Raw genomic sequence first — 20,864 nt, 5'->3', positions numbered from 1 at the left:
CGATCGTCTCACAGATGCCCCAGACGCGTCATGAGCGGAGGCCGCGAGCCAAGGGCGCTGCCCCGGGTCGCGGCCTCCGCGTCGAGCACGTCTTCGCGCGTCGGCTCAGGCGCCCGCCGCGAAGCCGGGCCGGTCCCCGGAGGCGGCCTCCGGGTGCACGCGGTGGAACGCCGCCAGGTCGCGGACGTTCTTCTGCACCGCCACCACGGCGAAGAGGCTCATCGCGAACCCGATGCCGTAGAACCCCTTCTCCGAGAGGAGCAGCTCCGCGTTCCACAGGCCGACCGTCATCAGTGTCAGCGCCGCCAGCAACATGCCCCACGCGACGCCGAGATAGGCCCCGGTCACCGGCACGTCTTCGGCGCGGTCGCGGACACCCTTCTGCACCGAGATCGCGGCGAACAGGCCGAGCAGGAACACCGCGAGGAAGAAGCCCTTCTCCGACAGCAGCATCCGCGCGTTGTACAACCCCACGAAGTACACCGACGCTCCGAGCCCCAGCGCCACCCAGGAGGCTCCGACGAACGCTCCGGTCGGCCGGCCGAGCGCCTGCTGGTTCTGCACATCCGACATGGTTTCACCCTTCGATCCGCCCCCCACGGGGGATGTATTCCGTGGCGGAGAACCTAGCGGTCGCTCCATGCTCGGAGGAACATACGCCACGATCTGTGGAGAAAGGTCACCCGGGTGAGCCTTCCGCGGGCCCGCTCGTCCGCCGTTCGCGAACGCGCTGGTCCGCGCCCTCGTTCAGGTGCTTTGCTGACCCCTATGCGACGCGTGCTCATCCTCGGGGGAACCGCCTGGCTCGGCCGGGCCATCGCGCGAGCGGCTGTGGCGAGAGGAGCGGAGGTCACCTGCCTCGCCCGCGGCGAAGGGGGCGGGGTCTCCCCCGGCTCGCGCCTGGTGCGGGCCGACCGCCGAGACCCGCGCGCGTACGACGCCCTCGACGGCGACTGGGACGACGTCGTGGAGGTGTCGTGGGACCCCGGGTTCGTGGCATCCGCTCTGGACGCCCTCGCCCGACGTGCGGCGCACTGGACGCTCGTGTCGAGCGTGTCGGTCTACGCCCGGGCCGACGTCCCGTTCGCCGACGAGACCGCCGACCTCGTCGAGCCCACCGACCTCGATCAGTACGCGGATGCCAAGGTGCACGCCGAGCGCTTGACCACGGCGCGCGTGGGTGACCGCGCCCTCCTCGCCCGTGCCGGCCTGATCGTCGGGCCCGGAGACCCCACCGACCGCTTCGGCTACTGGCCGGCCCGCTTCGCCCGCGGCGGGCGCGTGCTGACGCCGCGAACCGCCGACCGCTCCGTGCAGGGGATCGACGTCGACGACCTGGCCGACTGGATCGAGCGCGCGGGCCGCAACGGGATCACCGGGCCGGTCAACGCCGTCGGCGAGGAGCTGCCGCTCGCGGCCGTGCTGACCTCCGCTCGCGACGCGGCGGGCACCGAGTCGGAGACCGTTGCACTCGACGACGACACCCTCCTCGCCCGCGGCGTGCAGCACTGGATGGGGCCGCGGTCGCTGCCGCTGTGGCTCCCGCCCGAGGCGCACGGCTTCTCGCGGCGCAGCGACGCCGCGTTCGTGGCATCCGGAGGTCGCCGGCGCCCCCTGTCCGAGACCATGCGGCGCACGCTCGATGACGAACGCGCGCGCGGTCTGGACAGGGCGCGCCGAGCGGGCCTCACCCTCGACGAAGAGGCCGAGGTGCTCGGGCGCTGACCCGCCTCAGCACTCCACGACGTTGACGGCGAGACCGCCGCGCGAGGTCTCCTTGTACTTGTCGTTCATGTCCGCCCCGGTCTGCCGCATCGTCTGGATGACGTTGTCGAGCGACACGATGTGCGTGCCGTCGCCGCGCAGCGCCGTGCGAGCGGCCGTGACGGCCTTGACCGCCGCGACGCCGTTGCGCTCGATGCACGGGATCTGCACGAGACCGCCGATCGGGTCGCACGTCATACCGAGGTGGTGCTCCATGCCGATCTCGGCGGCGTTCTCGATCTGGCGGGGCGTCCCGCCGAGCACGGCGGCGAACCCCGCCGCCGCCATCGAGCAGGCGGAGCCCACCTCGCCCTGGCATCCGACCTCCGCCCCCGAGATCGACGCGGTCTCCTTGTAGATGGAGCCGATCGCGGCGGCCGTGAGGAGGAACGTCATGATCCCCTCGTCGTCCGCTCCCGGAACGAACCGACGGTAGTAGGCGAGCACGGCGGGGATGACCCCCGCGGCGCCGTTCGTGGGCGCGGTGACGACACGCCCGCCGGCGGCGTTCTCTTCATTGACCGCCATGGCGAACAGCGTCAGCCAGTCGGTCCCGCGCAGGCCGTCGGTCGAGCCGGCCTCGTCGGCGAGTTGCCGCGCGAGGTCGTGGGCGCGACGGGGCACCCGGAGCCTGCCGGGCAGCACCCCGGGGGTCGAGACACCGCGCTCGATGCATCCGCTCATCACGTCCCAGATGGCCCGCAGCCCCGCGCGCACGGCATCCCCGTCGCGGTGGGCGAGCTCGTTCTCGAACGCGATCTCGGCGATCGACAGTCCGGTCTCGTCGCAGCGGGCAAGCAGGTCGTCGGCGGTGCGGAAGGGGTGCGCGACGAAGACGTCGTCGGCACGGGGCGTCGCGGCTTCGGCCTCGGTCACGACGAACCCGCCGCCCACCGAGTAGAACGTCTCCTCCGCGAGAACGACGCCGCCGGCATCGATCGCCGTGAACACGACCGCGTTGGGGTGGAACGGCAGCGAGCGTCGCCCATCCAGGACGAGGTCGGCATCCACGTCGAACGAGACCGGGTGCGTCCCCAGCAACCAGAGCATGCCGTCGGCGCGCACGCGCTCCTCGATGTCGCGCAGCAGGTCGGGGTCGCACGACTCGGGCCGGTGCCCCTCGAGGCCCATCAGCACGGCGCGATCCGAGGCGTGGCCGCGGCCGGTGGCGCCGAGCGAGCCCAGCAGGTCGACGCGCACACGGGCGACACGCTCGTGGGTACCGGCTTCGCGCAGGTGCTCCGCGAACGTCAGGGCCGCGCGCATCGGCCCGACCGTGTGCGAGCTCGACGGGCCGACCCCGATCGAGAACAGGTCGAAGGCGCTGACGACCATCAGACGGCGCCCTCGTAGAGCGGGTGAGCGGATGCCAGGGCGGCCACGCGATCGCGAAGCTCGGCGATCTGCTCGGACGAGATCTCCGCCCGGAGGGCCTCCGCGATGACGTCGGCGACGGCGGCGAAGTCGTCGTCGCCGAAGCCGCGCGTGGCGAGGGCGGGGGTGCCGATGCGAAGCCCCGAGGTGACCATCGGCGGGCGCGGGTCATTGGGGACGGAGTTGCGGTTGACGGTGATGCCGACCTCGTGCAGGCGGTCCTCGGCCTGCTTGCCGTCGAGGGGCGACGCGACCAGGTCGACCAGCAGCAGGTGCACGTCGGTGCCTCCGGTGAGCACGCGCACGCCTTCGGCGACGACGTCGGGCTGCGTGAGGCGCTCGGCGATGATGTGGGCACCACGGAGCGTGCGGCGCTGGCGGTCGGCGAACTCGTCACCCGCGGCGATGAGGAACGACACGGCCTTGGCCGCGATGACGTGCTCGAGCGGGCCACCCTGCAGACCGGGGAAGACGGCACGGTCGATCTTCTTGGCGATGTCGGCGTCGTTCGTCAGCACGATGCCACCGCGCGGACCGCCCAACGTCTTGTGGGTGGTGGAGGTGACCACGTGCGCGTGCGGCACGGGGTTCGGGTGCACGCCCGCGGCCACAAGACCGGCGAAGTGCGCCATGTCGACCCACAGGTAGGCGCCGATCTCGTCGGCGATGGCCCGGAAGGCGGCGAAGTCGAGCTGGCGGGGGTAGGCCGACCAGCCGGCGATGATGAGCTTGGGACGGCGCTCACGGGCGAGGGCGGCGACCTCGTCCATGTCGACCGAGCCCGTGGCATCCACGTGGTACGCGACCGCATCGAAGGCCTTGCCGCTGTAGCTCAGGCGCATCCCGTGCGTGAGGTGCCCGCCGTGGGCGAGGTCGAGGCCGAGGATGGTGTCGCCGTGCTGCAGCAGGCCGAACAGCACCGCGGCGTTGGCCTGGGCGCCGGAGTGGGGCTGCACGTTCGCGTACGCGGCACCGAACAGACCGCACACGCGCTCGATCGCGAGACGCTCGATCACGTCGACGTGCTCGCATCCGCCGTAGTAACGGCGACCGGGGTAACCCTCGGCGTACTTGTTGGTGGCGACCGACCCCTGCGCCTGCATGACGGAGAGCGGGGCGAAATTCTCACTGGCGATCATCTCGAGGGTGTCGCGCTGGCGGTCGCGCTCGGCGTCGAGGGCTGCGGCGACCGCGGGGTCGATCTCGGCGAGCGGGGCGGTGAGGAGGGCGGCGGCGGCGGTCGGGGACAGAACGGTCATGGCGGGAGGCTCCCTGTCGTGCCGCGGGCGCGGCGATCGGATGGGTCACCTCCCCGCTCTGTCATCGGGCCTGAGAGCTTCACCGCGGGTGGCGGTTTTCACCGTGGGCGCAGGCGCGGCCTGCTTTCCAGAGTGCGCCTCGCCCCCGCGGTCTTGGGCCTGAGAGATTGTGCGGGGAGGGCTTGCTCCTTCGGCGCCGCGTCCGGGTGGGACGCGGGCTCTCCCGCGGGGGTTCGATCGGCGCGTATCGAGTTGTCGTGAGGCGACGCTATTGCACCGCTATGCGCAACACAATGCGTTATGAGCAACACGCAACATAATCGACTCGTATTCCGGCCGAGCGTAACGGGCGTGTAAAAAGTGCGTCACGGCCCCTCGAAACGCCTCGTTCGGACTCGCCGCGCCCTCTACTGTTGCGTCCAACGCACAGCAGTTTCTTTCAGCGCAACAACAGACCCGAGGATGCCATGACCACTCGTCGCGAGAACTCCACGACCTACGACTACATCGTCGTCGGCGGCGGAAGCGCCGGAAGCGTGCTCGCCCGACGCCTGTCCGACGACCCCGAGGCGCGCGTGCTCGTGCTCGAGGCGGGCCGCAGCGACTACCCGTGGGACCTCTTCATCCAGATGCCGGCGGCCCTCACCTTCCCCAGCGGCCACGCCCTCTACGACTGGAAGTACGAGTCGGAGCCCGAGCCGCACATGCACGGCCGCCGCGTCGCTCACGCACGCGGCAAGGTGCTCGGCGGCTCGTCCTCGATCAACGGCATGATCTTCCAGCGCGGCAACCCGCTCGACTACGAGCGCTGGGGTGAGCAGCCGGGCCTTGAGACCTGGAACTGGGCGCACTGCCTGCCCTACTTCAAGCGGATGGAGAACGCCCTCGCCGCCTCCGCCGGCGACCCGCACCGCGGCCACGACGGTCCGCTCGAGCTCGAGAAGGGCCCCGCCACCAACCCCCTCTTCCAGGCCTTCTTCGACGCCGCGGAGCAGGCGGGCTACCCCCGCACCGACGACGTCAACGGCTTCCGGCAGGAGGGCTTCGGCCCCTTCGACCGCAACGTCCGCCACGGCCGCCGCCTCTCGGCATCCCGTGCGTACGTGCGCCCCGTGTGGCGGCGCCGCAAGAACCTCACCGTCAAGACCCGGGCGCTGGCCACCCGCATCCTGTTCGAGGGCACGCGGGCCGTCGGCGTCGAGTACCGCCGCAACGGGCGCACGCACACCGTACGGGCGAAAGAAGTTGTGCTCGCGGGCGGCTCGATCAATACCCCGCAGCTGCTGCAGCTCTCGGGCGTCGGCCCGGCCGACCTGCTCGAGTCGCTCGGCATCCCGGTCGTCGTCGACCTGCCCGGTGTCGGCGAGAACCTGCAGGACCACCTCGAGGTGTACATCCAGCACGAGGCGACGCAGCCGGTGTCGATGCAGCCGTACCTGCGACCGCTCAGCATGCCGCTGACCGGGCTGAAGTGGCTGCTGGGGCGCACGGGCCCCGCCGCGACCAACCACTTCGAGGGTGGCGGGTTCGTCCGCTCGAACGATGAGGTGCGCTGGCCGAACCTCATGTTCCACTTCCTGCCGGTGGCGGTGCGCTACGACGGCCAGATCGCCGACGTGAAGCACGGCTTCCAGGTGCACGTGGGTCCGATGTACGCCGACACCATCGGACGCCTGCGCATCCGCTCCACCGACCCCACCGAGCACCCCGAGCTCGTCTTCAACTACCTCAGCACCGAGAACGACCGCCGCGAGTGGGTCGAGGCGGTGCGCGTGGCCCGCGACATCCTGTCGCAGCCGGCGCTCGCCCCCTTCAACGGCGGTGAGATCGCCCCCGGCGCCGAGGTGAGCACCGACGAGGAGATCCTCGAGTGGGTGGGCCGCGAAGCCGAGACGGCGCTGCACCCCTGCGGTACGGCCAAGATGGGGCCCGCCGATGACCCCATGGCCGTCACCGACCCGCTCACGATGGGCGTGCACGGCACGACGGGCCTTCGGATCGTGGATGCCTCGGTCATGCCGTTCGTGACGAACGCCAACATCTACGCGCCCGTCATGATGATCGCCGAGAAGGCGGCCGATCTCATCCGCGGCGTCGCACCGCTGCCCGCCGAGGACCTGCCGTACTACGTGGCAGACGGCCCGGCAAAGGTGGGCGTGACCGCATGACCTCGTCTCTCTACATCGACGGGGCGTGGCGCGAGCCGCACTCCCCCGCCACCCGCGAGATCCGCTGCCCCGCCGACGGCACGCTCGTCGCCACCGTCACCGAGTGCGATGCGCAGGATGCCGCCGACGCGGTCGCCGCGGCATCCTCGGCCTGGCGATCGGGCGCGTGGAGTGAGACGCCCGAGCGCGAGCGCGGCCGACTCCTCGAACGCGTCGCCGACCTCATCGAGCGCGACGCCGAGGCGTACGCCCACGCCGAGGCACGCGACACCGGCAAGCGCATCGTCGAAGCCCGCTACGACATGGCCGACATCGTGGCCTGCTTCCGCTACTACGCGAGCCAAGCCGGCGCGCACCCGGGACGCCTCGTCGACACCGGGAGCGATGCGACCCGCAGCCGTGTCGAGTACGCCCCCGTCGGCGTGTGCAGCCTCATCACCCCATGGAACTACCCGCTCCTGCAGGCCGCGTGGAAGGTGGCGCCCGCGCTGCTGGCGGGCAACTCGTTCGTGCTCAAGCCCAGCGAGCTGACGCCCTCGACCGCGATGCTCCTGATGGACACGCTCACCGAGGCGGGACTGCCGGCCGGGGTGGCGAACCTCGTCACCGGCACGGGCGCCGACGTCGGCGAGGTGCTGACCACCCACGCCGACGTCGACCTCGTCTCGTTCACCGGGGGCCTCGCGACGGGCCGGCGCGTCATGGCCGCCGCCGCCCAGAGCATCAAGCGCGTCGCGCTGGAGCTCGGCGGAAAGAACCCCAACATCGTCTTCGCCGACGCGGATTTCGAGACCGCGGTCGACTACGCGCTCACCGCGATCTTCCTGCACAGCGGCCAGGTGTGCTCCGCGGGAGCCCGTCTCGTCATCGAGGAGTCCCTCCACGACGCCTTCGTCGACGCCCTGGTCGAGCGCGCACAGCAGATCCGCCTCGGCGGTCCTTTCGACGCGGATGCCGAGACCGGGCCGCTCATCTCCGCCGCGCACCGCGACAAGGTCGACGCCTACGTGCAGGCGGGCATCGCCGAGGGCGCCGCGCTGCGCTGCGGCGGTCACGCGCCGACCGACCCGGAACTGGCCGACGGCTTCTACTACCTGCCCACGATCCTCGACGGCTGCGACGGCTCGATGAGCGTCGTGCGGGAGGAGAGCTTCGGCCCCGTCCTGACCGTCGAGACCTTCCGCGACGAGGCCGAGGCCGTGCGCATCGCCAACGACACGCCCTACGGCCTGGCCGGCGCGGTGTGGACCCAGGATGCCGGCCGCGCCCAGCGCGTCGCGAGCAGCCTGCGCCACGGCACGGTGTGGATCAACGACTACCACCCCTACCTGCCGCAGGCGGAGTGGGGCGGATTCGGCCAGTCGGGCAACGGCCGCGAGCTCGGCCTCGCAGGCCTGGACGAGTACCGCGAGACCCGCCACGTGTATCAGAACCTCGACCCGAAACCCCAGCACTGGTTCGCCCCGGCGAAGCCCTGACGCCCTCCTCAACGAATGGGAGCCCCACCGATGAGCACCATCACGGCACCACCCCTTCACACCTCGGCCGCACCCGACGTCGCTGACTTCGCAGTCGACGGCCTCTGGAAGGTCTTCGGCAACAACCCCGAGAAAGTCGTCGACAACCCCGACTTCGCCGACCTGAGCACCGCCGAGATCCTCGAGCGCACCGGCAACGTCGTGGCCGTCCGCGACCTGAGCTTCACGGTCGGTCGTGGCGAGGTGTTCGTCATCATGGGTCTGTCCGGTTCGGGCAAATCCACCCTCATCCGCTGCCTGACCCGACTCATCGAGCCGACCGCCGGGCGCATCACCATGCGCGGCGACGACCTGCTCTCGCTCGCGCCGGGGCCGCTGCGGGAGTTCCGCCGCACCAAGGCCGCGATGGTGTTCCAGCACTTCGGACTGCTGCCCTTCCGCACCGTGGTCGACAACATCGCCTACGGGCTCGAGATCCGCGGCGTCGGCAAGGCCGAGCGCCGGGCGCGGGCGCTCGAGATGGTCTCGCTCGTCGGTCTCGACGGCTACGAATGGCGCTACCCCTCGCAGCTGTCGGGCGGCATGCAGCAGCGCGTGGGCCTGGCCCGCGCCCTGGCCGGCGACCCCGACGTGCTGCTGTTCGACGAGCCGTTCTCGGCCCTCGACCCGCTCATCCGCCGCAACATGCAGGCCGAGATCGTGCGACTGCACCACGAGATGGGCAAGACCATGGTCTTCGTCACCCACGACCTCTCCGAAGCCCTCAAGCTCGGCGACCGCATCCTGATCATGCGCCACGGCGAGCTGCAGCAGATCGGGACCGGTGCCGAGCTCGTCGGCGCCCCCGCCAACGACTACGTCGCCGACTTCGTCTCCGACGTGCCGATCGCGAGCGTCCTCACCCTGCGCTGGATCGCCCGCCCCGGCGACACCGCGCCCGACGCACCGACTCTGCCGGCCGACACCGTCATCGCCGACGCGATCCCCGTGGTCCTCGGCACCTCCATCCCGGTCCGCGTGACGGATGCCGCGGGCGCGGTCGTCGGTGTGGTCGATCGCGACGCGGTGCTCCGTGCCGTCGCCGGCGAACGGCATCCGTCATGACCGCTCCCGTCGCCCCCACCACGGTCGAGATCACCAAGATCGAGGCCTCCACCCTGACCGCCGCCCCGCGGCCGCGCCGCATCTCGCCGCGTACCGCGGTGCTCATCGCCGTGTGCGTGCTCTGGCTCGCCGTCTTCGCGTTCTCCCACGGCCAGGGCACCGACACCCTCCCCACGGCGTCGCTCACCGACGTGCACGGCTTCTTCGACACCGTCAAGGAATGGGTGGCCGACAACCGCTCCTCCAACGTCGTGCTCCTGGCTCTCGACGTCGTGCGCATCGTCATCAACGCGGTGGTGCAGGCGCTGCTCTCGCTCCTGGCCGCCACCCCCTACGGCCTCGGCTACCCCGAGATCGGGTGGCTGGGCTCGACACTGCTCTTCGGTTGGATCGCCTGGGTGTGCGGCAACGGGCGCGTGGCCGCCCTCACCGTGGGATTCCTTGTCGTCATCGGCGTGCAGGGGCTCTACCTCGAGGCCATGCAGACGCTCGCGATCACCTTCGCCGCGGTGTTCTTCGCCCTGGTCATCGGCATCCCGGTCGGCATCTGGACCGGCCGGTCCCGGCGCGTCGAGCGGGTCCTGACCCCCGTGCTCGACTTCATGCAGACGATGCCCACGTTCGTCTACCTCGCCCCGCTCGCCCTGATCTTCCTCATCGGCCCCGCCGCCGCCGTCATCGCGACCCTCATCTACGCCGCCCCTCCCGTCATCCGCCTCACCGCGCACGGCGTGCGCGACATCCCCGAGTCGATCGACGAGAGCGTCGCCTCGCTGGGCGCGACACCCCGTCAGCGCCTCCGCACGGTGGTGCTGCCGCTCGCCCGCACCTCGATCGTGCTGGGCATCAATCAGACCACCATGGCCGCACTGTCGATGGTCACCATCGCGGCCCTCATCGCCGCCCCCGGACTCGGCCAGGTCGTGGTGCAGGCGCTGCAGTCGCTCAACGTCGGTCGCGCGTTCAACGCCGGTCTCGCCGTCGTACTGCTGGCGATCGTGCTCGACCGCGTCACCACGGCGATCGGCCGTCGCGCCGACCCGGCCGTCGTCGCCGCGCGGCGCACCGCTGCCGTCCTGCCGCGTCGCATCGCCTACGGGACCGGTGCCGCCATCGCGCTCGCGGCGATCTTCCTGTCTCGCTCGCAGCTGTGGGCCGCCGTCTTCCCCGCGCAGATCGAGATCGGCGACCTCATCGAGAGCGCCGTGAACACGGCATCCGCCTGGGTGAACACCACTTTCGGCGGGCTGACGTCCGCGCTGCAGGAGGTCGTCACCACCGCTCTCATCAACCCGCTGCAGGCGCTGCTCGAGCAGTCGCCCATCGTCGTGGTCATGGCGGCGTTCACCGTCATCGCGTTCGTCGCCGGGCGCGCGACGCTCGCCGGAGCGACCCTGGCGGGGATGGTCGTCGTCTGGCTGCTGGGCGTCTGGGGACCCTCGATGATCACGCTGGCCTCGACCCTCGTCGCCACCGTGCTCACGGTCGCCATCGCGCTCGTGCTGGGCGTGTGGATGGGGCGGGTCCCCCGTGTCGATGCGGCCATCCGCCCCATCCTGGATGCCGCGCAGACCATGCCGGCGTTCGTCTACCTCGTGCCGTTCTTCGGGCTCTTCGGCCCGAACCGTTTCACCGCGATCGTCGCCGCCGTCATCTACGCCGCGCCCATCTCGATCAAGATCGTCGCCGACGCCATCCGGCAGCTGCCGGAGACGCTCGGCGAGGTTCTGCTCAGCACCGGGTCGAGCCCGTGGCAGGCCGTCACCAAGGTGCAGCTGCCGATGATCCGCCACGCCATCACCCTCGCGGTGAACCAGGCGCTCATCTACGTGCTGTCGATGGTCGTCATCGGCGGACTGGTCGGCGGTGGCGGGCTCGGCTACCTCGTCGTGGCGGGCTTCGTGCAGACCGATCTCTTCGGCAAGGGACTCGCCGCGGGCCTCGCCATCGTCATCTGGGGCATGCTGCTCGACCGCACGACGCAGGCCTTCGCCCACCGCACTCCCCTCGCCCCCACCGCTCCCCCGGCGCCGGCTCGGCGCCTGCGGAGATCCACCACCCGAACACCCCGCACCGCTACCGCATGAACCGGGTCCCGACCCGACCGACCGAGACGCCGCGTCTCACCAAGGGAGTATCCATGCACCACGCCCGCACACGCACCCTGTCCGCCCTCGCCGTCCTCTCGGCCGGTGTGCTCGCCCTCTCGGGCTGCGGCTCGTCGCTGAACGACACCTCGTCCGACGCGGGTGGCGCCGCCGCCTGCGGCACCACCAACCTCGCCATGAACAACTGGGTGGGCTACACCGCGGATGCCGCCGTGTACACGTACCTGGCCGAGAACGAGCTGGGCTGCACCGTCGTGCAGAAGCCCATCTCGGAAGAGGTCGCCTGGCAGGGCTTCGGCACCGGCGAAGTCGATCTCATCATCGAGAACTGGGGACACGCGTCGCTGAAGGAGAAGTACATCGACGGCGACAAGACCGCCGTCGAGGTCGGCCCCACCGGCAACGAAGGGGTCATCGGCTGGTTCATCCCCGAGTGGATGACCGAGGAGTACCCCGACCTGAAGACCTCGGCCGACCTGAACAAGTACGCCGACCTCTTCAAGACCAGCGAGTCCGACGGCAAGGGCCAGCTGCTCGACGGCGACCCCAGCTACGTCACCAACGACGAGGCCCTCGTGACCAACCTGGGCCTGAACTACAAGGTGGTCTACGCCGGCTCCGAGGCGGCTCTGATCGAGGCGTTCCGTTCGGCCGAGGCCAACCGCACGCCGCTGCTGGCCTACTTCTACGAGCCGCACTGGTTCTTCTCCGAGCAGAAGCTCGGCCACATCACGCTGCCCGCCTACACCGACGGCTGCGATGCCGACCCGCAGAAGGTCGCCTGCGACTACCCGCCCTACACGCTCGACAAGATCGCCTCGTCGGCGTGGGTCGCGAAGGACACCCCCGCGGTGAAGCTGCTGAAGAACTTCACGTGGACCAACGATGACCAGAACACCGTCGCCAGCTACATCGCGAAAGACAACATGACGCCCGAAGACGCGGCCAAGGAGTGGGTCGACGACAACCCCGACAAGGTCGCCACGATGCTCGAGGGCATCAAGTAACACCCGCTCCACCCGGAGGGGGCGCGAACGCGCCCCCTCCGGTACACCCCCGCATTCCCCCCGCCCCACCCCGCGCCCGCTGCTTCATCGTGCGCACGCATCCGATCTCGAGGTTTCTCCATGGTCTCGTCTCCCGCCCGTTCCCCCCGCGTCGTCATCATCGGTCTCGGCGTCGTCGGCGCCGCCCTCGCCGACGAACTGACCGCGCGCGGCCTCACCGATGTGACCGTGTTCGACCAGGGTCCGCTCTACATCACCGGCGGGTCGTCCTCCCACGCGCCCGGCTTCGTGTTCCAGACCAACGGCGACCGCACGATGACGCAGCTCGCCCAGCGCACGCTCGACAAGCTCGACGGCGTCTCGCTGAACGGCCAGTGGCTGCTCAAGCGCGTCGGCGGGCTCGAGATCGCCACCACCGACGAGCGCCTGCACGACCTCAAGCGCCGGCGCGGCCTCGCGGCATCCTGGGGCGTGCCGGGCGAGCTCATCGACCCCGACGAGTGCGCGCGGCTGTGGCCGGGACTCGACGTCTCGGGCGTGCTCGGCGGCTGGCTCACCCCCACCGACGGGATCGTCAAGAGCGCGGCCGCCGTGCAGTGGCAGGCCGAGCGCGCCCAGGACCGCGGTGCCCGCATCGTCGGCAATACCCGCGTCGTCGGCATCGAGCGTTCCGGCGGGCGGGTGACCGGCGTGAAGGTCGTTCCCGTGCCGGCCGGCTCGGCCGAGCCCGACTTCGTTCCCGCCGACATCGTCATCTCGTGCGCGGGCCTGTGGGGCCCCGGCGTCTCGCGCGACCTGCTCGGTTTCGAGCTGCCGATGCAGCCCATGGAGCACGGCTTCGGGTACAGCGCACCCGTCCCCTCGCTGAAAGGCGCGAACGTCCCCACCGACGAGGCGAAGCGCCCCATGCTCCGCCACCAGGACTTCTCGCTCTACCTCCGCGAATACGTCGACCGCATCGGCATCGGCGCCTACAACCACCGGCCCATCCCGCTGGAGCAGTCCGAGATCGCGGATGCCGACACCTTCGCCGCCACGGGCGTGCACCCGGCCATGCACCCCCTGACGTGGGACGACTTCGCGCCGTCGTGGGAGGAGGCGCAGCGCCTGCTCCCGGAGCTTCGCGGGGTCGAGTTCGAGTCGGGCTTCAACGGCATCTTCTCGTTCACGCCCGACGGCGGCCCCATGCTCGGGCCCGTTCCCGGAACCGACGGACTGTGGCTCGCGCAGGCGGTGTGGGTCACGCAGTCGGCCGGTGTCGCACAGGTCGTCGCCGACTGGATCGTCTCGGGCGACCCGGGGATCGACACCCACGGCCTCGACTTCAACCGCTTCGACCCCGCGGTGGTGAGCCGCCGGTTCACGCGCGAGCGTTCGTCGGAGTCGTACGACGAGGTCTACGACGTGCGTCACCCGCACACCCCCACCCAGCGCCTGCGGGGCCTGCGCCGCACGCCCTTCCACCAGCGGTACGAAGAGCTCGGCGCCGTCTTCGGCGAGGGCGGTGGATGGGAGCGGCCGCTGTGGTTCGAGGCGAACGCGGGCCTGGTCGACCAGCTCGACACCGTTCCCGTGCGCGACGAGTGGGCCGCGCAGAACTGGTCGCCGATCGCCGCTGCCGAGGCGCACGCCACCCGCTCGGCGGTCGCCCTGTACGACCTGACCGCGCTCCCCCGCGTCGAGGTCTTCGGCCCGGGCACCACCGCGCTGCTGCAGCGTCTGCTCACCACGAACGTCGACGTCGCCATCGGCCGGGTCGTCTACGGCATGATGCTCGACGAACAGGGCGGCATCCTGTCGGATGTCACCGTCACCCGCCTCGACACCGAGCGGTACATGATCGGCACGAACGGCAACCTCGACCTCGTGCACCTGACCACGCAGGCGCCCGAGGGGGTCTGGGTGCGTTCGCTCTCGTCCGGCCAGGGCGGCCTGGGGCTGTGGGGACCGAACGCCCGCGCCGTGCTGGAGTCGCTCACCCACGACGACGTCTCCAACGAGGGCTTCGGCTTCTTCCGTGCGAAGCAGATCGACATCGCGGGCGTCAGCGTGCTGGCCCTGCGCGTCAGCTACGTCGGCGAACTCGGCTGGGAGCTGTACGTCAGCGCCGACAACGCCGTCTTCCTCTGGGACGCCCTGTGGGAGGCGGGCCAGACGCACGGCATCATCGCCGCCGGCCGACGCGCGTTCAACGCCCTGCGCCTCGAGAAGGGCTACCGCGCCTTCGGCCACGACATGACGCGCGAACACACCCCCGCCGAGGCGGGTCTGAGCTTCGCGGTGCGCATGGCCAAAGACGACTTCCTCGGCAAGGCCGCCCTCGCCGAGCGTCCCGTGACCACGCGCCTCGTCCCGCTGACCCTCGACGACCCGACCCGCGTGGTCCTGGGTTCAGAACCGGTGTTCGTCCCCGGAACCACGGATGCCGTGGGCTACGTCACCAGCGCCGACCAGGGCTACACGATCGGGGCGTCGATCGCGTACGCGTGGCTGCCGCCCGAGCTCGCCGACCCCGGCACGACACTGGAGGTCGAGTACTTCGCCGAGCGTCTGCCGGCGACCGTGCGCACCGAGCCCCTGTTCGACCCCGAGATGGCCGCGATCCGCCGCTGAGCCGGCGTCCGCATCGATACGAGAAGGAACCACCACGATGGAGCACTACGACGTCATCGTCCTCGGCCTGGGGTCGATGGGCGGCGCCGCCGCCAACACCCTCGCCGAACGGGGCGCGAAGGTCCTGGGTCTCGAGACGTTCGCACCCGGCCACGACCAGGGCGCCGCGCACGGCGGCACGCGGATCATCCGGCAGTCGTATTTCGAGAGCCCCGAGTACGTGCCGCTGCTGCAGCGCGCGTACGAGGGCTGGCGCACGCTCGAAGCCGAGTCGGGCCGCGACATCATGGAGCTCTGCGGCGGCATCTACATCGGCGACCCGGATGACATCACCTTCCGCGGCAGCAAAGAGGCGTCCGAGCTGCACAACCTGCCGCACGAGATCCTGGATGCCGACGAGATCCGCCGACGCTTCCCCACGATGAACCCGGCCGACGACGCCGTGGCCGTGTACGAGGCCAACGCGGGGTACGTCCGCCCCGAGGAGACCACGATCGCCAACGCCGAGGTCGCGGCGAAGAAGGGCGCGACGCTCCGCTTCCACGAGCCGGTGACGCACTGGCAGGCGACGCCGAACGGCGGTGTCGAGGTCGTGACCACGCAGGGCACCTACGGCGCCGACCGTCTCGTCATCACCCCCGGCCCCTGGGCGCCGCAGGTGCTGCCCGAGCTGAACCTTCCGCTGTCGATCGACCGCATGATCTTCTACTGGTTCTCCCCCGAGTACAGCGATGCGGTGCCGTACGAGCGCTACAGCGACAAGCAGCATCCCGTGTACATCGAAGAGACCCACGGCAACCAGCAGATCTACGGCTTCCCCATGACCGACGGCCCCGCCGGTGGCCTGAAGCTCGGCTTCTTCCGCAAGGGCTCCCCCACCACGGCGAACACGATCGACCGCAACGTCTACGACCACGAGATCGCCGAGATGCGCGAGCGCGCCCTGCAGCTTTTCCCGTACCTCACCGGCCCGGTCGTGCAGGCGAAGACATGCCTGTACTCGGTGACGCCCGACGAGCACTTCGTCATCGGCGCGCACCCCCTGCACGAGCAGATCCAGATCGCCTGCGGCTTCAGCGGCCACGGCTTCAAATTCGTGCCGGTGGTCGGCGAGATCCTCGCCGACCTCGCTCTCGACGGGCGGTCGGCCATGCTGCCCCCGACACTGTTCGACCCGACGCGGGCGGTGCTGCAGGGCGCCTGACCGCGCATCGGCGCGGAAGACTCGCGTCCGGGCGCCGGGCCGCATGCCGCCGAGCCGTCGGGGCGCGCGGGCGCCGGGCCGCATGCCGCCGGGCCGTCGGGGCGGCGGGGCGGCTGGGCGGCGGGGCGCCGGGCCGCCAAGGCGGCGGCGCGGCGGGGCGGCGGGGCGCCGGTCGGGTCCCGCGGGGCACGCATAAACGCGATCCGTGCGCATAAACACGATGTGCTCGCGTTTCTGCGCACGGATCGTGTTTATGCATGGCTCGCCCCCACCCTGAAGGGCCCCGACGCGGAGAATCGGCGAGCGCGCGCCCCGCTGATCCGTCTCGTGTCGGGCTGCCTCAGAGCGTGCGGCGACTGCCCATTCCGTAGACGACGAAGTTGACGAGGGGGACGGCGAGGAAGAGCGTCCACGACCACGCCCACCCGCCAGCGGCTCCGCATGCGAACGCCAGGGCGACGCACAGCGCCTGCACCGCGAGCGCCGCCGCGACTCCCCACCCCCCGCCGAGTGGCCGTCGCCGGATCAGAGGATCTTCGATGCTCACTCGCCCCATGCCTCCCGACCGTAGCGGCCAAAGTCCGCGCGGAGGAAGCGGTCTTGTATCGGACGTGGAGCGGGCGGCCGAGCTCGGCCGACGTCCATGTGCCCTCGGCGGGACACGCTCGGAGGGCCCGTCGATCCGGACGAGGTCCGTTTCTTCTCCTCCTGGGTGCACGACAGCATCGGCCATGACGGACCGGACGCGGCACAGCCACTCGTCGAGTTCGATGACGGGCTCGACGAGGGAAGCGAAAGAGCCGGCCGTCGGTATCACTCCGAGGTCGCGAAACTCGCCGCCGACTTCCTGGATGCCACGGAGGGACCAGTGATGGACGGTCACTAGCCGGATGACGAGACCGGGCACGTGCCGCCAGCATCTCGGCATCCCGTCGATCGATACGCACCGCGTGCTTCCGGGAAACAGCTGTGTCAGTCTGTTGCTGTCCGAGATCGACTCTCGCCGCGCGGGGCGTCGACGCGAAGGAGCCGCCGATGCAGCATGCCGAGCTGGTGCCGGTCGACGTCGGCGACCGCGTGACCGCCACGGGACTGCTCCGCAGGGACGGGTCGTCGTATTGCCTCGTCATGCGCGGCGAAGGCGTCTACGGCGAATTCTTCAACGCGGCGGACGATTTCGCCGTGCTACCCGTCGACGGCCTCATCGGCGCTCAACAGAGCGGGATGGTCACGGTTCGTGGGGTCTGGACGGGCGAGGGAATCAGCGAGGCGATCGCGACGCGGGGAGGCCGTGGCGTCGCGCCGTTCGACGGGCTGCGCGAGGATCGCTTCGCCGACGTGGACGGCGTCCGAGACCGCTCAGCGATCCTGCGTCGCGAGGTGCTCGACGCCTGCGACATGATGCGGGGCGGTGCGCTCGTCGCCTTCCTGGCGGCGAGAGGGCAGCGGGGGTGGTTCGGACTCGCATCGGCAGTGGACGTCACTGCGGTGCGCGCGCGGCTGGAACCGCTTCTGGGCCGCCATCTTCACGTCGTGCGCAGCGAATGGAGCCTCGATCAGGTTCATCTCGCAGAGGACCAGGCACTGGCGAGCGAGCCCGACCCCTACGAGTTCGGAACGGGCTGGGATGCCGACGGCCGCTTCCGCGCCCGCGTCCTCGTACGTCGCATCTCGCCACGACTCGCATCCGTCGTGAATCGATTCCCGGCCGACATCCTGCACGTCGAGGCCTGGGTGAAGCACGCGGGGCCCGCTCACGCCGCGCACTAGTGCGACGACGCGGATACCTCGTCCTAGACGCCTCGCACCCAGCGCGTTTCGCCGAGACGCGTATCCCGGTCGACCTGTGCCTCGGCCGTCGCCAGAAACCCGTGCGTGGCGTAGAACCGCTGCGCTCGCGCGTTCGCGTCGAACACCCACAGGTGAGCGGGCAGGTCTCCGATCGCGCACTCGAGAAGCTGCGACCCCACCCCGCGCCCGTGCCAGGCGGAGTCGACATAGATCGACGCGAGTTCTGTGGCGGGAAGGTCGGAACGATGCGCGTCCGTCTTCTCCGTACTCGCTACCCCGACCAGCGCACGGTCGACCTCCGCGAGCCACACCTTCCGCTCGCCGGACGCCATCCGGTCTCGCCAGCGCGCGGCGCGGACCTGCCACGTCGTGGCATCCAGATACTCGTCCGCGACGAGACCGCGGTACGCCTGCTCCCACGCCCGCGTCTGGAAGCGTCCGATCGCCTCAGCATCAGCGATCCGCGCGCGTCGGAACATTCCTCAACTGTCGCACGCGGCACCGACACCGCAGAAGCGGAGGATCAGACGTCGACCTCGACCGGCCCCTTCGGCCGCGAGCAGCACGCGAGGATCTTGCCGGCGTCGATCTCGCGCTGGCGGATGCCGCCGTTGTGCGCGATGTCGACCTCGCCCGCGATCTTCACGATCTTGCACGTGCCGCACAGACCGTTCTGACACGACGTCATGATCCGGATGCCGACCTGCTTGGCCGCCTGCAGAACGGTCTCGCCCTCGGCGATGACGACGCTCTTGCCGCTGCGCGCGAAGCTCACGGTGTGACCAGGCGCGCCCTGGGCGTCGTTGACCTCGGGCGGGGCGATCTCGGCGAGCACGAACGACTCGACGTGGATGCGCTCGGCGGGCACGCCCAGCTCTTCCAGCAGGGCGACCGCGTGCTGCATGTACGCGTCGGGGCCGCACACGAACACCTCGCGCGTCGTGAGGTCGGGCACGTGCTGCGTGAGCATGGCGGCATCCAGTCGTCCGACGGGGCCCGCCCACGTGCCGGCGGGGTCGACCGAGACGGCCTGGACGACGCGGATCGTGTCATTGCCGTTCGCCAGAGCCTCCAGCTCGCGCGCGAACACCACGGACTCCGGGTCGTGCGAGTTGTGCAGCAGCACCGCGTCGGTGCCGTCGCCGAGGTCGTGGAGCGCCTCGAGCACCGCGATCATGGGCGTGATGCCCACGCCCGCGGCCAGCAGCAGCACGCGCTCCGACGGATGGAAGGCGGTGGAGAACTCCCCCGCCGGACCGCTCAGCTCGAGGCGGTCGCCCACGCGCAGGGTGTCGTGCAGCCAGCGCGAGAACACCCCGTCGGCCTCCCGCTTGACCGTGAGCTGCACCGAGTACGGGCGCGTCGGAGGAGAGCTGACGGTGTAGCAGCGGCTCACGCGCTCACCGTCGATGTCCGCGCTCACCGTGACGTACTGGCCGGCGGCGCGGGGCAGCGCCCGCCGGTCGTCGGAGACGAACTCGAAGGTCGAGATGTGCGGGGTCCGCGCGACGATGCGCGCGCAGCGCAGCATGCGAGGCGAGGGGTCGTCGTCCCAGCGGTCGTGGTCGTGCAGCAGCGCGCCCGGCGCGAAGACGGTGCTCACTCGGCGCCCTCGGCGTCCAGGTGCACGGTGAGCTTGTCGATGTACCAGTTGCAGAAGGCGTCGACCTGGTACTCGCTGGGCACGTACGGCCCGGGGATGTACGCCGGGTCGGTGACGCCGCGCTGCGCGAGTTCGACGAACGCGGCGTCCTGCGCGTTGGTCTCACGCCACACGTACGTGAGGTCGTCGACGTTGTAGTCGATGCCCTCGACGGCGTCCTCGTGGACGAGCCACGTCGTGCGCACGAGCGTGCGGCCGGGGGCGATCGGCAGCACCGCGAAGGTGATGGCGTGGTCGGCCATGAAGTGGCACCAGAAGTTCGGCTGCGTGTGCATCGAGAGGCGCCCGAGCTTGGCGTCGTCGAAGTCGCCGAGCAGCTTGTTCACCAGCTTCGCACCCGTCATGCTGTACGACTCGCCCTCGCCGTCGAGCGCTTCGCGCTGCACGCGGAAGCCCATCGTGCGGGTGTCGAGCTGCTCGATGCCCGCGAAGGGGAGCCCTCGCTCGACGCACTTGTGCTCGAGCTCGGCCTCGGCCGACAGGTAGCGCTCGTGGGTCTCCTGCAGGTGCGGCGGGATGGCGTCCTCGGGGTAACCCCACGTGATGAAGTACGTGCAGCCGAGCTCGGGGTGCATGTCGCAGTGGTAGCACTCCCGATTGTTCTCCATCGTGAGCTTCCAGTTGCCGAGCTCGATGAGGTCGATCTGCTTGGCGACCTTGGCACGCTTCAGCTGGTGCTGCTCGAAGTAGGGCGCCACGATGGATGCCACCTCGTCGATGTCGTCGTTGGGCTCGTCCGAGAGGTTGACATAGATCAGCCCCGCGATCGAGCGGAACGCCACCTTGCGCAGGTTGTGGCAGCTCGTGTCGAAGTCGTCGGCCGCGGATGCCGCCCAGATGAGCGTGCCGTCGGGCTTGTACGTCCACTGGTGGTAGCCGCAGACGAGGTTGCCGACGGAGCCGGAGCCCGGGGTGAGGATGCGGGCGCCGCGGTGGCGGCACACGTTGTGCAGCACCTGCACGTTCTCGTCATCGTCGCGGATGACGAGCAGGGAGGTCTTTCCGAACTCGACGGTGACGTAGTCGCCGGGCTCGCGGATCTCGGCTTCGGAGGCGACGAAAATCCAATGCTTCCCGAAGATCGCGTCGAGATCGAGGTCGAAGATCTCGTCGCTCGTGTAGAACGGCGCCGGCAGGCTGTGGCCGGGCTTGCGCTCGGCGATCAGGCGGCGGGTGGTCACATTGTCCTGGTGGCGGACGACGGTAGCGGGCATCTCGTGATCCTTCGACGGGACCGCGCCGGGCCGGGGGCTGCGACGCTTCGGGGTGAGAACTGTCGCGCGTATTACGCGACATGTTGCGCATTACGCTCAACACGAAGATCATCGCCG

Annotated in this window: 17 protein-coding genes and 2 riboswitches; of the genes, 10 read left to right on the top strand and 7 right to left on the bottom strand. The window is 70.3% G+C overall.

Going from position 1 to position 20,864, the window contains the following annotated elements; translation table 11 throughout:
* Positions 1–105: 105 nt before the first annotated feature.
* Positions 106–573 carry an inner membrane protein YiaA gene (gene yiaA / locus QE392_RS08255; RefSeq protein ID WP_307450547.1) on the bottom strand — a complete coding sequence of 156 codons (468 nt, stop codon included), beginning with the start codon at positions 571–573 and terminating at the stop codon, positions 106–108.
* Positions 574–768: 195 nt separating this feature from the next.
* Between yiaA and QE392_RS08250 the strand changes: the two genes are divergently transcribed.
* On the top strand, positions 769–1,725 hold the full coding sequence (locus QE392_RS08250; protein WP_307450545.1) for an NAD-dependent epimerase/dehydratase family protein: 957 nt from the start codon (positions 769–771) through the stop codon (positions 1,723–1,725).
* A 6-nt stretch (positions 1,726–1,731) separates the two neighbouring features.
* On the opposite strand, the gene QE392_RS08245 is transcribed toward QE392_RS08250, so the two are convergent.
* Both QE392_RS08245 and glyA read right to left on the bottom strand, forming a co-directional pair.
* Positions 1,732–3,099: an L-serine ammonia-lyase gene (locus QE392_RS08245; RefSeq protein WP_307450542.1), complete on the bottom strand. Its 1,368-nt coding sequence runs from the start codon at positions 3,097–3,099 to the stop codon at positions 1,732–1,734.
* The gene (glyA, locus tag QE392_RS08240; protein ID WP_307450540.1) at positions 3,099–4,397 is read right to left on the bottom strand and encodes a serine hydroxymethyltransferase; all 1,299 of its coding nucleotides are present in this window, start codon (positions 4,395–4,397) and stop codon (positions 3,099–3,101) included. Before glyA ends, QE392_RS08245 begins: the two co-directional genes overlap by 1 nt.
* A 48-nt stretch (positions 4,398–4,445) precedes the next feature.
* Positions 4,446–4,534: riboswitch (glycine riboswitch) on the bottom strand.
* Between the two features lies 1 nt (position 4,535).
* Positions 4,536–4,633, bottom strand: a riboswitch (glycine riboswitch).
* A gap of 231 nt (positions 4,634–4,864) precedes the next feature.
* On the opposite strand from glyA, the gene betA reads away from it, so the two are divergent.
* From betA to solA, 7 genes are all read left to right on the top strand, one after another.
* A complete protein-coding gene (betA, locus tag QE392_RS08235) occupies positions 4,865–6,565 on the top strand; it encodes a choline dehydrogenase (RefSeq protein WP_307450539.1) in 1,701 nt (566 codons plus the stop codon).
* Positions 6,562–8,043, top strand: coding sequence for an aldehyde dehydrogenase family protein (locus tag QE392_RS08230; protein WP_307450537.1), 1,482 nt, complete (start codon positions 6,562–6,564; stop codon positions 8,041–8,043). The genes betA and QE392_RS08230 overlap by 4 nt, the downstream gene beginning before the upstream one ends.
* A 30-nt stretch (positions 8,044–8,073) precedes the next feature.
* A complete protein-coding gene (locus QE392_RS08225; protein WP_307450535.1) occupies positions 8,074–9,147 on the top strand; it encodes a quaternary amine ABC transporter ATP-binding protein in 1,074 nt (357 codons plus the stop codon).
* A complete protein-coding gene (locus QE392_RS08220) occupies positions 9,144–11,234 on the top strand; it encodes an ABC transporter permease subunit (protein WP_307450532.1) in 2,091 nt (696 codons plus the stop codon). Before QE392_RS08225 ends, QE392_RS08220 begins: the two co-directional genes overlap by 4 nt.
* Before the next feature lie 53 nt (positions 11,235–11,287).
* Positions 11,288–12,262 carry an ABC transporter substrate-binding protein gene (locus QE392_RS08215; RefSeq protein WP_307450529.1) on the top strand — a complete coding sequence of 325 codons (975 nt, stop codon included), beginning with the start codon at positions 11,288–11,290 and terminating at the stop codon, positions 12,260–12,262.
* Between the two features lie 120 nt (positions 12,263–12,382).
* Positions 12,383–14,875: a GcvT family protein gene (locus QE392_RS08210; RefSeq protein WP_307450527.1), complete on the top strand. Its 2,493-nt coding sequence runs from the start codon at positions 12,383–12,385 to the stop codon at positions 14,873–14,875.
* Between the two features lie 37 nt (positions 14,876–14,912).
* Positions 14,913–16,079, top strand: coding sequence for an N-methyl-L-tryptophan oxidase (gene solA / locus QE392_RS08205; RefSeq protein ID WP_307450524.1), 1,167 nt, complete (start codon positions 14,913–14,915; stop codon positions 16,077–16,079).
* A 340-nt stretch (positions 16,080–16,419) separates the two neighbouring features.
* Here solA and QE392_RS08200 read toward each other — a convergent pair whose 3' ends face one another.
* On the bottom strand, positions 16,420–16,626 hold the full coding sequence (locus tag QE392_RS08200) for a hypothetical protein (RefSeq protein ID WP_307450522.1): 207 nt from the start codon (positions 16,624–16,626) through the stop codon (positions 16,420–16,422).
* Between the two features lie 165 nt (positions 16,627–16,791).
* On the opposite strand from QE392_RS08200, the gene QE392_RS08195 reads away from it, so the two are divergent.
* Together QE392_RS08195 and QE392_RS08190 are read left to right on the top strand one after the other, a co-directional pair.
* Positions 16,792–16,965, top strand: coding sequence for a hypothetical protein (locus QE392_RS08195; RefSeq protein WP_307450520.1), 174 nt, complete (start codon positions 16,792–16,794; stop codon positions 16,963–16,965).
* 149 nt (positions 16,966–17,114) lie between these two features.
* Positions 17,115–17,849: a hypothetical protein gene (locus QE392_RS08190; protein ID WP_307450518.1), complete on the top strand. Its 735-nt coding sequence runs from the start codon at positions 17,115–17,117 to the stop codon at positions 17,847–17,849.
* 23 nt (positions 17,850–17,872) lie between these two features.
* On the opposite strand, the gene QE392_RS08185 is transcribed toward QE392_RS08190, so the two are convergent.
* The 3 genes from QE392_RS08185 to QE392_RS08175 are packed head-to-tail and all read right to left on the bottom strand — an operon-like array spanning position 17,873 to position 20,747.
* Entirely contained in the window at positions 17,873–18,349 is a 477-nt protein-coding gene (locus QE392_RS08185; protein WP_307450516.1) for a GNAT family N-acetyltransferase, read from the bottom strand.
* A 44-nt stretch (positions 18,350–18,393) separates the two neighbouring features.
* Positions 18,394–19,473 (bottom strand): hybrid-cluster NAD(P)-dependent oxidoreductase, encoded by a 1,080-nt coding sequence (locus tag QE392_RS08180; RefSeq protein ID WP_307450513.1) that lies wholly within the window; start codon positions 19,471–19,473, stop codon positions 18,394–18,396.
* Complete coding sequence (locus QE392_RS08175; RefSeq protein WP_307450511.1) at positions 19,470–20,747, bottom strand: aromatic ring-hydroxylating oxygenase subunit alpha; 1,278 nt, start codon at positions 20,745–20,747, stop codon at positions 19,470–19,472. Before QE392_RS08175 ends, QE392_RS08180 begins: the two co-directional genes overlap by 4 nt.
* Between the last annotated feature and the right edge of the window lie 117 nt (positions 20,748–20,864).

It is taken from the genome of Microbacterium proteolyticum, from assembly GCF_030818075.1.
Lineage (GTDB): Bacteria > Actinomycetota > Actinomycetes > Actinomycetales > Microbacteriaceae > Microbacterium > Microbacterium proteolyticum_A.
The sequence above is the reverse complement of the archived record's forward strand: the minus strand, read 5'-3'. Positions and strand labels throughout refer to the sequence as shown.